Raw genomic sequence first — 13,194 nt, 5'->3', positions numbered from 1 at the left:
GTCACCTGCCCCCTTCCTGCGCGAAGCGCTCCGCGTACCAGGCCATCAGTTCCGGCACGTGCTCCGGCACGCCCTCGCACTCCCGGGCCATCGCCGCGAGGTGCCGGAAGCGCATCGCGAACCCGCGCCGGGCCACATCGGGTCGCGCGATGTACGCCGGAGGTTCCTCCAGTTCGAAGGAGGGGCCCGCGGTGCGGCCCCGCCACCCCGACTCCATGGGCATCAGCTGCTCGGCGAGCGGCCGCATCATCCCCGTCATCACGTCGATCGCGGCGTTCATCAGCTTCGAGCGGCGCAGGCTCGCGTCGGGGCTCTCGCCGAAGTGCTGGACGATCAGCTGGAGCATCATGAAGTAGCAGCGGTTGAACAGCCGCATCACCTGGCGTGCGTGCGGATCGCTCACCGCCGCCCGGCCCGGATGCCCGGGGTCGAGCGTCGGATTGCGCAGCGAGGGGTACGCGGGCTGCCACGGCGTCCCCTCCCCGTGCGGCCCGTCGGCCCGCTCCGTCATCAGCAGTTCCGCGAGCCGGACGAAGGTGTCGTGGTGGGAATCCGAGCCGTCCTTCTCGATGTCGAGGACGCCGCCCTCGCCCTGCTCGGTCACGAAGTCCACGGCGAACAGCGCGCTCGACAGGTCGTCCACCTCCAGCTGGTAGTCCGGATGGACGGCGTTGACCGCGCCGCCGATGAACAGGTGGTGCTCGCCGCCGCCCCGGCCCCGGTCGACCATGAACAGGTCGGGGACCCGGGTCAGGCCCTCCCGGATGCCCGCGTACAGCTCGCTCGGCGATCCGAACGGGGTGGGCCCGTCCCCGCCGCCCGTGCCGCCCGCGAGCCGCTCGGGCCGCTCGATGGCGATGAACCGCTGGAGGCTTCCCAGGTGCAGCGGCTCCAGGGCGAAGTCCAGCGGCAGCGGCAGCCGGCCCGGCGTCCCGAAGTCGATCTCCGGGACGTGGAAGGACTCTCCCATCGCCATCAGGATGTTGTTGACGACGAGGAAGTGCATCATCTCCTCGCGGGCCACGTCGAAGAGGCTGTCCCGGACGCCCTTGGCCAGGGTCTCGCCGCCGTCCCCGCAGGCGAGCCGGAGCTGGCGCGGTGTCCACACCCCGCTGCGCACGTACTCGAAGCCCGTGCCGTGGGTGGGCACCGAGTAGCCGGCGTAGAGGTACTGGAGCGAGGAGGCCAGCTCCACCGCCACCGCCTGCCACAACGCCGACCGCAGCTGCGCCCGCGTGGTGATCCTGGGCTGCGACCGGACCGGTGAGGGGACGGCGGCCGGTGGCACGGCCGTCGCCGCGCTCCGCGCACGCAGGTACTTGAGGAGCAGCCGCGCCTTCGGCAGCGACAGGTCGCGGGTCGGCGGCATGTAGTACGTCCTGTCCTTGTTCGCCGGATCGCACATCTGCCAGATGAGCTTCGCGTACGTGTCGACCTTGCAGCGGTCCTCCAGGCTGAACACCTCGTCCCGCATGAACGGGAACAGCTGCTCGTAGTACGCGAACACCTCGCGGTGCAGCAGCTCGAAGGTCACGTCCTGCTGGAGGACGGCGTCCAGCGCCCAGTCGTCGGGCAGCACCCGGACGGCCGCCGAGCCGGCCCACGGCCAGAAGTCCAGGGCGTCGGCGTGGTCGTAGCAGGCCTCGGCCGAGCCGGGGGCCGCCGGATCGGTGGGCGGCACTTCCTCCGGCCGCGCGGCGAGGAGCAAACGGGCCGTTCCCGCCCGGGCCCCGGAGACGGTGAACCAGCCGCGCCCGCGCCCGTCCGTGGCCAGCCGGCAGGAGGCCCCCGCCGTCCCCGTCCCGTCCGTCACGGGCTTCTCCCCGGCGGTCCGGCCCGCCCGGAGCCGTACCACCTCCACGTCCCCGCAGCGGGCCTCCGGCGCCGAGGCGACCGGATCCAGCGGCAGGGCACGCGGATTGGGGTACTGGCGGACGACGACGGTGTCGAGCGGCGCGGGGCGGCCCCGCAGGAAGGTCCGCACCGGGACCTCGACCGCGTGCTCGTCGCCCCGCTCGGCGTCCGGGTGCTCCAGGATCAGACAGGCCTCGTCGGTCAGCACGACGGTCTCCCGTTCCCGCAGCAGCACCGTGGCCGCCCCGGTGCCGTGCGCCGCCCGCACCAGGACCAGGCCCTCCTGCTCGGCCCGGCTCACCGCCTCGGGCGAGTCCGCCGGCACGGAGACCACCGTCCCGCCCCCGGACGGGCCGTCGGGCACGCCGTCGGGCAGGACGGCGACCAGCAGGTCCGAGCGGGCGGTCCGCAGCTCCACGACACCGGGCTCCCGCCCCGCGTCCGGGGGCCGGTTCCCTTCTGTGAAGGGCCAATTGAAGGACACGCCGGCGGGGGAGACCCGAACGGTGCACGGGTTCCCGCGCGCGTCACCGATCCGCCCGTGCGGGACGAGGAGCCGGCCCGCCGGATGGGTGCGCGGCTCGTCAGGGTGCCAGGGCGCGACCGTGCCCCGCAGCTGCCACACGCCGGGGGCGTCCGGCGCGGCCGGCTCCCCCTCCGTGACCCGCCGCTCCAGGGTGAACTGGACGAGCAGACCGCCGCCCTCCCGGACCTCGGCGGCCGCCCGCAGGGCCCGCACGGCGGGGGAGTCCGCCGAACCGGCCGGCCACTCCAGGGCCTCCCCGGCCTCGATCGCGAACTGGTGCAGCGTCCGGCACACCGGCGTGAAGCCGTGCCACCGGGGCGGCATGAAACCGGTCACGTCCCCCACGCACAGATACCCGGCGTCGTGCGAACGTCCCTCCCGCCCGAAGGCGAACTGCCCGCCCATCACCGTCGTCGTCCACGCGGACGCGGGGTCGACGTCGAAGACCCGGGCCCGGTTCACCGTCGTCCCCAGATAGGGGTTGTAGTGCCCCCACAGGTCGACGGCCCGGCCCACCACCGGGTCCGCCGTGTCCACGGCGGACCCGTCGACCCGCTGCACACCGGTCACCCGGGCGTCGAAGAGGAAGTGGCCGTTCCCGGAGAAGTGCTCGCCGCGCGCGCCGTGCGCGGCGAGGTGCTCGTGGTACTCCCCGGCGGGCCCGTCCACCCCGAAGGGGGCCACGCGCCCGGACTGTCCGGGGCCGGGGGAGGCGCCCCTGAGGGCCGTGTTGCCCGCCAGGTCCACCAGGCCGCCGCGCGGCCCCGTGGGAAGCCGCGTCACGGCCGTTCCCCCGAAGTACAGCCGGGGCAGATCGAAGACGCTCACGCCGCCTCCAGTCCGGCCGGCTCCACGACGCCACGGCCCGGCGCGTGCCGGGCGATCAGCGTCACCGCTTCGAGCGCCGACTCCACCGCGCCCTCGATCCACGCCGGTTCGCTCGCGCAGTGCTCCCCGGCGAAGAACATCCGGTGCTGCGGCCGCACCGCCCGCCGCCGCTGCTCCTCGCACGCCGCCGCGTCCTGCCCCCACCGGATCGTGCACCCGCCCGCCGTCCACGGATGCCCGCCCCAGGCGAGACTCGCCACGCCCCGCACCATCCCCCGGCGCAGCAACTGCGGGTGCATCCGCCCTAGTTCCTCCACCACCGTCCGGTGCCGCTGCGCGGGCGGCATGGCGCCGAGGTGCTCCGCGTCCTCGCCGATCGTGTAGCTCGCGAGCAGCGCCGCGCCCAGCGAGGGATCCGTGGTCCCCTCGGCCTCGGAGGGCGGGTAGTAGGTCTGCCGGATGCGGCCCCCGCTGAACGACGCGCCGCCACGGATGCCCTCGCGCTCCCAGAACGGCTCGCGGACGTGGACGGCGACCTTCGTCGCCGGGCAGTAGTCCACCTCCCGCACCACCGCGAGCTTGTCGTCGTCGAAACCGGTGAGCGTCAGACTCCGCAGCACGGAGAACGGCACCGTGCACAGCACGTAGTCGCAGCGCCGCACGGCCGGCGACGGGCCGCCCCCGAGCCGTACGAGGACGTGGTCGGGAGCCACCTCGAAGCCCGACACCCGCTGGCCCAGCCAGATCGGCCCCCGGATCCGGGCCGCGAGCCGCTGCGCCAGCTGGTCCATGCCGCAGGCGAGCCGCACCAGTTCGGGACTCGTCTCGGTGAGGATGTCGTCGAGGAAGCTGTTCAGCCGGTCGCCGCACCCGGCCCGGATCCCCGGGTGCGCGGCGAACAGACCGTGCACGTCGATCCGGTCCTTGGCGTGGCCGAGGAGGTGCGGAGAGAGGTCGACCTCCTCGACCAGATCGAGCAGGTTACGGGCGAGGTCGGCGCGGAGCCCGGTGCGCAGCCCCGGCGGCGCGACGGCGTCGACCACCGCCGCGAGCCACGCCCCGAACACGACGGTCTCCTCGCGGTACGGCGCACCCGGCAGCGAGGCACGGACGTCGGCGATCAGGGCGCGGGGCGCGTCCCGGAGCCGTACGTGCCCCGTGCTGGTCGCCAGGAAGGCGTTCTCCTCGGACAGCAGGGTGGTGAACGGGCGCACCTGGTCGGCGAGGCCCAGGTGCTCCACGTAGTGCATCGTCCGGTGGTGTCCGGTGGGGATGCGCATGGCGCCCAGCTCCACGAACGGCGCGCCCTCGGCAGCGCCGAAGCGGTGCGTGTGGACGCGGCCCCCCAGCCTGCGACTGCCTTCGATGACCTCGACGCGGAAGCCGAGCCGCTCCAGCTCGTAGGCGGCGACCAGGCCGGCCATCCCGGCGCCCACGACGCTGACCGTGCTGTTGGCGCGGGTCCGCCGCCGGGCGCGCGGCACGGGGCGGGACTGCATGACGGTGGTGGTCTGCATGACGGTCCGACTCCCGATCGGTTCAGTGCGCACGGTGTGGGCGGATCGGCCGGGACTCCCGTACGGCCCCGGGGCCGTCGGCGGCGAGCACCGCCAGGTAGTCACGGAGCAGGGCGGTACGGGCGAGCGGGGCGACCAGGCCCACGTATCCGTCGGGCCGCACCAGGCGCAGGTCGTCGGGGTGCCCGAGGCGGGCGGCCTCGGCGCCGTCCCAGGGGGTCACGGCCAGGACGCGGACCGGGGCGGGGAATGTGGCGCAGGCCTCCCGGAGCCGGTCGAGGACCCCGGGGTGGGCGCGGGCGGCGTGCAGGACCAGGGTCCACCGCTCGTACCCGAGGAGGGTGTGCAGCCGGGTCGGCGCCGGGTCCGTGGGATCCACGGGGCAGGTGGTGACGGTGACGTCGGGCATCCGGTCACCCGCGCGGGGCCCGGTACGGTGGCGTCGGCCCGGGCGGTGCCAGGAGAGCGCGCCGCCCGCGTGGCTCCGGCCGAGGTCGCTCAGCCGCAGGTCGAGGCGGCGCTGGAAGCCCCGCCGGGCGAGCGCGGCGGGCACGGTGGCCGTGAACGCCCGATAGCCCAGTGGGGGCAGCGGCAGCTCCATGAAGTTGAACCGCATCTCGCGGATGTACCGCACGGCGAGCAGCCGTTGCTCGTCGCTGTAGGTGTCGAGGAGCTCCTCGCGCGCGTGCCCGTGGTGCACGGCGGCGAGCTTCCAGGCGAGGTTGTGGGCGCCGAGGATGCCGACGTTCATGCCGTGTCCGCCGACCGGCGCCCAGGCGTGGGCCGCGTCGCCGGCGAGCAGCCCGCGCCCGCAGCGGAGCCGGGCCGCGACCCGGTCGCTGAACCGTGCGCGGTTCAGCCAGGGCACCTCGGTGGGGCCGAGGCGCAGTTCCGGCATCCGGGCGGTGTCCGCGACCAGGTCCCGCAGTTCGCCGAGGGTGGGGGCGGCGGCCAGCGAGGGATCGGGGTCGTCCCGGAAGCAGAAGAAGCGGTAGCCGCCGCCCGGCAGCGGGAACACGAGCAGCGAGCGGTGCGGGGCAAGGAAGATGTGTCCCCGGCCCGGCTCGTGGCCCAGTGACCAGGTGGGGCGGGCGTTGCCCTGGACGACCTGGAGCCCGGTCCTCCGGCGCCCCTCGAAGGGGATGCCGAGCCGGTCCCTGACCACGCTCGCGGTGCCCTCGCAGCCGACGATCCACGGCGCCGCGGCGGACTCGACGGAGCCGTCCTCGTGCCGCAGGGTGAACTCGGCCCGGTCGTCGTGCACCTTGACGTCCGTCACCTCGGTGTTCCACTCGACGTGGGTGCCGAGCCGGGCCAGCTCCTCGCAGAGCAGCCGCTCGATGTCGTGCTGCTCGATGTTGAGCGGACGGGCGTGGGCCGAACGCGCCCAGCCGGTGGTGAGTTCGCCGAGGGCGCGGCCGCGGGCGTGGATGGTCACCACGTCCAGCTCGACGCCGTGGCGCCGGAGCGTCTCGCCGACCCCCAGGGCGTCGAGCGCCTCCCGGGCCCGCGCCCAGAGCACCAGGGCCCGGGCCTCGTGCTTGGTCGCGGGGGCCTTGTCGACGATCCGGACCCGCAGCGCGAGCCGGCGCAGCCCGATCGCCAGCGTCAGCCCGACCGGGCCCGCCCCGACCACACACACGTCCACGTCACCGTCGCCGTGCCCGTCCGTGCCACTTCCTGTCCCCACCCGTGTCACCCGCTTCGTCGTCGACGTTCCCGGTATTCAGCGTGCGGGCGGAAGATCACCTTCAACAGGGCGTGCGGCGGGGCGCGGGGATCACGACGACCAGGGAAGATGACTACCTGTGCATCATCTGGTCCGTTTGAGTGACGACGGCGGGATTCGGTCGACCTGGGCACTGAGAGTGACCACCTTTGGCCGGATCATCACGCTGCGATGCGAAATCAGCCCCGGGAGCCGGACTGCCGGAGCCCCTCGAAACGCTCGCGGAGGTCCGCCGGAGAGTTCCTGACGCCACCGAAGTGGCCAGTACTCGACACGGACGCCTCCGTGCCCCCGCCGCCCCGCGCGAAACGCCCGGGAGTCGTGCCCACGAGCCGCTTGAACGAGCGGCTCAGATGCGACTGGTCGTAGAAGCCCGTCGCCACCGCGACCTCCCCGGCCGGGTGCCCGTCGAGCAGCAGCCCGCGGGCCCGTTCGAGCCGGCGGGCCGTGAGGTACTGGTGCGGGGCGATGCCGAAGGTCCGGCTGAACGCCCGTACCAGATGCGCGGGATGGGCGTGCAGGAGCCCCGCGGCCTCGTCCAGGGTCACGCCGTCGAGCAGCCGCGCGTCGAGGAGCTCGCGCAGCCGGTGGGCCACCCCGGGACCGGCCGACCGGGCGTCCGTGACCGCCCCGGGCCGCAGATGGGTCCGCAGCCGTTCCCGTACGAGGGCGAGGCGGCTCTGCGCCTCCAGGGCGCCGCCCGGGTCCGCGAGCGCGGCGTGCAGCTGTCCGACGCGGCGGCGGAGCAGCGGATCGACCAGGTCGGGTCCGTCCACCGCCGCGCCGATGAAACTCTCGTCCAGCTGGGTCAGGTCAAGGTAGAGGACCCGCTTGCGGAAGCCCTGCGGGGTGGCGGGAGAGCCGTTGTGCGGCACTTGCGGCGGCAGCAGGGACACCGTGTCGCCCGGAGTGCCGTGCTCCCGCCGGTTCAGGTCGTAACGGACGGCGCCGTCGTCCACGATGAGCAGGGTCCACACGTCGTGCACGTGCATCGGATAGGCGTGCTCGGTGAAGTGCGCGTGGAACACCTCGACGACCCCGGGGACGTGCGGGCGCCACGCCGAAACCTCCTGCCGGGCCACCATGCAAGGAATGTACAAGACGCTCCCGTGGGGTGATCGGCAGTCTCAGGGCATGACCACCACCGACGCCGCCCCCGTGCGGTTCGACACCAAGATCGCCGTACTCCTGCGGGACGACCTGGAGACCTGGCAGCGCCTGAACGTGACCGCGTTCCTGGTCAGCGGCCTCGGCACGGACCTGCCCGAGGTGATCGGCGAACCGTACGCCGACGCCGACGGCACCCCCTACCTGCCGATGTTCCGCCAGCCCGTCCTCGTCTTCGAGGGCTCGAAGGAGACGCTGACGGCGGCGCACGCCCGCGCCCTCACCCGCGCCCTGCCGAGGGCGGTCTTCACCACCGACCTCTTCACCACCGGCAACGACCGCGACAACCGCGCCGCCGTACGAGCCGTGGGACGCGACGGCCTGGACCTCGCGGGCCTCGCCGTGTACGGCCCGCGCAACGCGGTCGACAAGGTACTGAAGGGCGCCCGGATGCATCCCTGAGGGGTACGCCGGGGGGTGACGCGGCGCCGCCGTCACGGTGCGGCACCTGGCGCCCTGAAGCCCGTCTCAGGTTTCCGGACCCGCGCGTTCAAGGCCGTCTCGACCGGACGGCGCCGTTGTCGGTGGCGTGCCGTACAACTGTTGGTGCGCGAGAGTACGACCGAGCGACGTGCCGTACGGGCGGCCACGGACCACGCGAGGGGGACTGCAGGTGGACACTTCCGCGGATCCGGGGTGCGCCGACCGTGCGCCCCTCGCCGGACGGGCCGGGGAACTCGCCCGGCTCGACGCGCTGCTGCGCGGGCGCGGGACCGGGGCCGGGGGAGCGGGCGGACCGGTGGCCGTGGACGTGACCGGCGAGCCGGGCATCGGAAAGACCCGGCTCCTCACCGAGTTCGCGAACCGGGCGCGGCGGGCCGGAGTCACCGTCCTGCGCGGCCGCGCGACCCCTCCCGACCCGCATCCGGGCCCGTCCTTCCACCCCTTCACCGACGCCTTCGCCGACCTGGACCCCGGCGATCGCACCCTCTTCCCGGAGCTGGCCGAGCGGGCGGAGGAGGCGGGCGCGGGCGGCGGCCCGTGGGCCACCGACCCGGGTAGCGAACCCGAACCGCACCACGACCGCGCGACCTCCGAAGCGACCCGGACCTCCCGTCGCCCCGGCGCGCACCGGGACGACGACCAGATCCGCCGCGTCGCGGCGGCGCTGGGACGGTTCGCGGGGCCTGCGCCCGCGCCGGAGCGGGATCCCGAGGTGGCGGGGTCCGCGCCGAAGCGGGAGCCCGAAGTGGCGGGGCCCGCGTCCGAGCGGGAGCACGAGGTGGCGGCGGCCGACCAGGGCCGGACCGCCGTCGCCGCGCGCGGGCTCGTGATTGTGCTCGACGACTTCCACGGGGCCGACCCCGCCTCCGTCGCGCTCGTCGACCACCTCCTCAGGCACCCCCTCCGCGCCCCCGTCCTGCTGGTGCTCGCCCGCCGCGAGCGCCAGACCCCACCCGCGCTCGCCTCGGTCCTCGCCCGCGCCGCCGACGCCGGAGCTCTCACCCGGCTCGCCCTCGGACCGCTGACTCCGGAGGAGTGCGCCGAAGGACTCACCCCCGGGCTGACGCGGCGGCAGGCCGGCGAGGTCCACGCCCTCGGCCTCGGCAACCCGCTCTACCACCGGGCCCTCGCCCATGCCCGTACGCACCGGGAGGAGGCCCCGGGCGCCGGGCCGGTCGCCGTGCTCCTCGCCGAACTGTCCCCCCTCCGCCCCCTGGAACGGGCGGTCGTCGACTCCCTCGCCGTCCTCGACGGCCGCGCCACCACCGCACTGCTTGCCGCGGTCGCCCACCCCGCCAACGAGGCCGCCTTCGACGCGGCCCTGGGCGAGCTGAGCCGTCGTGACCTCGTCCGGGGCGGCGAGGACGGACGGGTCCTCGTGCTGCGCCACCCGGCGCTCGCGGAACTCCTCCGAGGCACCCTCGCCCCGTGGCGCAGGCGGGAGCTGCACCGGCGCGCCGCCGACGCCCTCGCGCGGGCCGGGGCGCCCGTCACCGAGCGGGCGCCGCACCTCGTGCGTGCCGCGACCGCCTGGGACCCGGTCGTCGGCGCCGAACTGACCGAGGCCGCCGAGCGGATCGGAGCGGCCGACCCCGGGCGCGCCGCCGACTGGCTCGCGGCCGTCCTCGGCCTCCTCCCCGACACCGCCGAACACCGCGCCACCTGGCGTGATCTGACGCTCCGCCGGGCTCGGGCCCTCGGGTCGGCCGGCCGCGTGGCGGAGAGCCGCGACCTGCTCCACCACCTCATCGACGCCTGCGACACCGACGCCACCGATGCCACCGGCGACACCGACGGCACGGACGAGACGCGTACCTCGGCCGTCCTCCTCTGCGCGTTCATGGAGCGCCACCTCGGCCGTTACCCCGAGGCCGACGCGCTGCTCCGCAGGGAACTGGAGCGCACCCCCGGCCCCCGCCCCGACCTGCGGACCTGGCTGGTCGTCGAATGGGGCTGCCGGGCCCTGTTCGCCGCCCGGTATCCCGAGGTCAGGCCCGTCCTCGCCGACACCCTCGCCGAGGCCCGCCGGCGGGGCGACGACGCGGGCGCGGCGGAGGTCCTGACCCTCGCCGCGCTCGGGGAGGCGTACGAGGGGGAGACCACGGCCGCCCGCGTCCACGCGGCGGAGGCGGCCGCCCTCACCGGCACCTTCACCGACGGCGAACTTGCCGATCACGCCGAGTCGTTGGTACGACTCAGCTGGACCGAGGTCTTCCTGGAGCAGTACGGCACCGCCGAGCGCCACGCCACCCGGGGCATCGCGATGGCCCGGCGCGCCGGACGCCCCTTCGCGCTCTCGCAGCTCCTCCTCTGCTCGGCGTACGTGCACTTCCTGACCGGCAGGGTCGGCGCCGCGCTCGACCTGGCCGACGAGTCCCTCGCCGTCGCCCGCACCCTCGGCGGCGCCGAACTCGTCGGCTTCAGCGGGGCGATCCGCGCCGTGGTCCTGCTGCACGCCCGTCCGCTCGGCGACCCGGAGGCACTCGCCGCCGCCGAGGAGGCCGCCGCCACCGTGGGCACCGCCGAAGGCTGGTGGGCCACCCAGGCCCGCTGCCTGCTCGGCTACTGCGTTCCGCTCGGCGAGGACCCCCACCGGGTGCGGGAGGTGCTCGTGCGGGCGGGCGGCGACCGGAACCTGTCCCGGCTCCAGCCGTCACTGCGCCCCGGCTACCTCGAACTCCTCGCCGGAGCGGCGCTGGCCACCGGCGACCTCGCGGAGGCCGAGCGGGTCGCCCGGCGGGCGCTCGCGGAGGCGGAACCGCTCGGGCTGCCCGCCCAGCGTGCCGCCGCGCTGCGGGCCTGGGGGCAGGTTCTCGCGCGCCGCGGCGAACCGGTCGCCGCGGCGGAGGCGTTGACCGAGGCGGTGCGGGAGAGCGCCCGCTCCGGTGCCACCGTCCGCGAGGCCCACAGTCTGCTCCTCGCCGCGCCGTACGTACGAGCGGCGGGAGACGGCACCGCGGCCGCCGCGCTGTGGCGCAGAGGCCGCCGGCTGGCCGCCGACGGCGGCGCCCGTCTCCTCGCCGACGTGGCCGACCACACCTGGCCCGGCACCCGGCCCGCCCCTGAAGGGGGCGTGGCCGGAGGGCGGCTCGCCGTCCTCACCCCACGGGAACGCGAGATCTCGGTCCTGGTCGCCGAAGGGCTCACCAACCAGGCCGTGGCCGAACGGCTCTGCCTGAGCCCGCGCACGGTCGAGAGCCATGTCGCCCGGGTCTACCGCAAGACGGGTGTGGAGACCCGGGCCGGACTCGCCTCCCTCGTGGTCAGGGACGGCGTGGTCAGGGACGGCGTCGGCGGCGTCGGGATCGGCGGAGGCGTCGGTGGAGTCGGTGGAGGCGTCGGTGGGGGTTACTTCTCGCGGGGGTAGGTCGCCGTCACCCGGCCCTTCTGGTCCGCGCTGAGGTAGGCGGAGCCGTACGTGTCGGACAGGTAGACGCTCATGCCCGCCTTGGTCCCGAAGATCGTGGAGGCGGGGGTGAGGACGAGGTAGCGACTGGTCGGCTTGTCGACACCCAGCTCCTTCTCCGCCCGTTTCATGAGGGCCGGTACGGCGTCCCAGTCGAAGTCGTCCAGATCGGCCGGGACCGCACCGGGGAAGGCGGTGCCGGATCCCTGGCGTTCGGCGACGTCCTTGCCCCGGTAGATGTAGCGGTCGTACAGCTTGCTGCTGCCCTTGACGACGGCTTCGGCGACCGCGTAGTCCGGGTACACGACGAAGCTGGTCACCTTGTCCCCGCCCGAGGCCGCCTTGATGGCGGCGACGGCGGCCCGCACCCCGTCGGGCGTCAGCAGATCGCGCCGCACCGGGTCCCCGTCCTTCGACGGCGGCGTCGTGACGGGGGCGGTCGTCACCTTGGGCCGCTGGGCGACCGGTCCCTGCTGGGACGGGGGAGCGCTGCTCGCGCCGCCGCCCGGATCGCCCGGCCGCCAGTCCCAGTTCATGGCGGCGACCGGAATGCCGACGGCGAGCACCACCACGACGGCGGAACCGAGGAACCGAGCGGTACGGCTCCGCCGGCGCCTCTCGCCGGGACGGGAGGACGGGGCGCCGACCGAGGGCGCGGTCGCCGCAAACGCGCCGGAACCCGCGCCAGGAACCGCCCCGTGCGCCGCCGGACCCGCCGGACCCGTCGGTGCCGTCGAAACCGGGGCACCCGCAGGCGGTGTCGGAGCTGGGGCGGCCGCCGCCCCCGAAGGAGGCGCCAGCCGGAAGGACGTCGCCTCGCCGTCGTCCCCGCCCCCGGCATCGGCCACGACGCCCGGGCCCGCCGCTCCCGTCACACCCGGCGCCCCGTCCCGCACGGCATCCGTACGCGCACCCGCGTCCGGCCCGGCGACGGACGCGAGCGCGCGGTCGAGTTCCTCCGCCGTCGGGCGGGCCGCGGGGTCACGGACGAGCAGCGCGGTCAGGACGCCGGTCAGCGCGCCCGCCCGCCGCGGCGGCGGGACGTCGTCGGAGAGGACGGCCGCCAGCGTCGCGAGGGTGTTCTCCCGGCGCAGCGGATGGTGGCCCTCCACCGCCACGTACAGCACCATGCCGAGCGACCACAGGTCGGCGGCCGGACCGCTGCCACCGCCGCCGCGGATCCGCTCGGGCGCCATGTAGTCCGGGGACCCGATGATGGAGCCGGAGGCCGTGAGGACGGTGGACTCGCGGATCGCCGCGATGCCGAAGTCGGTGAGCACGGGGCGCCCGTCGGGGCGCAGCAGGACGTTGGGCGGCTTCACGTCGCGGTGCTCGATGTCCCGGGCGTGGGCGGCCCGCAGCGCCGAGAGCAGCTCGCGGCCGAGACCCGCGGCCTCGGCGGGCGTCATCGTGCCCCGGTCGAGCCGGTCCTGGAGGGACCCGCCGGTGACCAGTTCCATCACCAGCCACGGGTACGTGCCCTCGCCGGCGTCCACGATGTGGTGGATCGTCACCACGTTGGGGTGGTCGATGCGGGCGAGGGCGCGCGCCTCGCGCAGGACGCGCTCGCGCAGGGTCCGGGCGCTCTCGACGTCGTGCTCGGCGAGGGCGGGGTCCGGCGGGCGTACCTCCTTGAGCGCCACGTCACGGTGGAGGGCCAGGTCGCGGGCGCGCCAGACCGTTCCCATCCCGCCGCCCCCCAGCCGCTCCATGAGCTCGAAGC

The 13,194-nt window shown here is 75.1% G+C and carries 7 protein-coding genes; 2 read left to right on the top strand and 5 right to left on the bottom strand.

Annotated features, from left to right (window positions below; genetic code table 11):
* Position 1: 1 nt before the first annotated feature.
* The 4 genes from DEJ43_RS03690 to DEJ43_RS03675 form a co-directional block, all read right to left on the bottom strand.
* The gene (locus DEJ43_RS03690) at positions 2–3,208 is read right to left on the bottom strand and encodes a ferritin-like domain-containing protein (RefSeq protein WP_015031967.1); all 3,207 of its coding nucleotides are present in this window, start codon (positions 3,206–3,208) and stop codon (positions 2–4) included.
* On the bottom strand, positions 3,205–4,725 hold the full coding sequence (locus DEJ43_RS03685; RefSeq protein ID WP_015031966.1) for a flavin monoamine oxidase family protein: 1,521 nt from the start codon (positions 4,723–4,725) through the stop codon (positions 3,205–3,207). Before DEJ43_RS03685 ends, DEJ43_RS03690 begins: the two co-directional genes overlap by 4 nt.
* A 22-nt stretch (positions 4,726–4,747) precedes the next feature.
* A complete protein-coding gene (locus DEJ43_RS03680) occupies positions 4,748–6,415 on the bottom strand; it encodes an FAD-dependent monooxygenase (RefSeq protein ID WP_145953692.1) in 1,668 nt (555 codons plus the stop codon).
* 218 nt (positions 6,416–6,633) lie between these two features.
* Positions 6,634–7,539 (bottom strand): helix-turn-helix transcriptional regulator, encoded by a 906-nt coding sequence (locus DEJ43_RS03675; protein ID WP_078508595.1) that lies wholly within the window; start codon positions 7,537–7,539, stop codon positions 6,634–6,636.
* Between the two features lie 49 nt (positions 7,540–7,588).
* Here DEJ43_RS03675 and DEJ43_RS03670 point away from each other — a divergent pair, with 49 nt between their 5' ends.
* Both DEJ43_RS03670 and DEJ43_RS03665 read left to right on the top strand, forming a co-directional pair.
* On the top strand, positions 7,589–8,023 hold the full coding sequence (locus DEJ43_RS03670) for a DUF2000 domain-containing protein (protein WP_041662057.1): 435 nt from the start codon (positions 7,589–7,591) through the stop codon (positions 8,021–8,023).
* Between the two features lie 211 nt (positions 8,024–8,234).
* Positions 8,235–11,432, top strand: a complete 3,198-nt coding sequence (locus DEJ43_RS03665) for a helix-turn-helix transcriptional regulator (protein WP_015031962.1) — start codon at positions 8,235–8,237, stop codon at positions 11,430–11,432.
* Here the strand turns inward: DEJ43_RS03665 and DEJ43_RS03660 are convergent.
* A complete protein-coding gene (locus tag DEJ43_RS03660; protein ID WP_069202194.1) occupies positions 11,414–13,183 on the bottom strand; it encodes a serine/threonine-protein kinase in 1,770 nt (589 codons plus the stop codon). The genes DEJ43_RS03665 and DEJ43_RS03660 overlap by 19 nt on opposite strands.
* Positions 13,184–13,194 lie beyond the last annotated feature (11 nt).

This window comes from Streptomyces venezuelae ATCC 10712 (assembly GCF_008639165.1).
GTDB lineage: Bacteria > Actinomycetota > Actinomycetes > Streptomycetales > Streptomycetaceae > Streptomyces > Streptomyces venezuelae.
The sequence above is the reverse complement of the archived record's forward strand: the minus strand, read 5'-3'. Positions and strand labels throughout refer to the sequence as shown.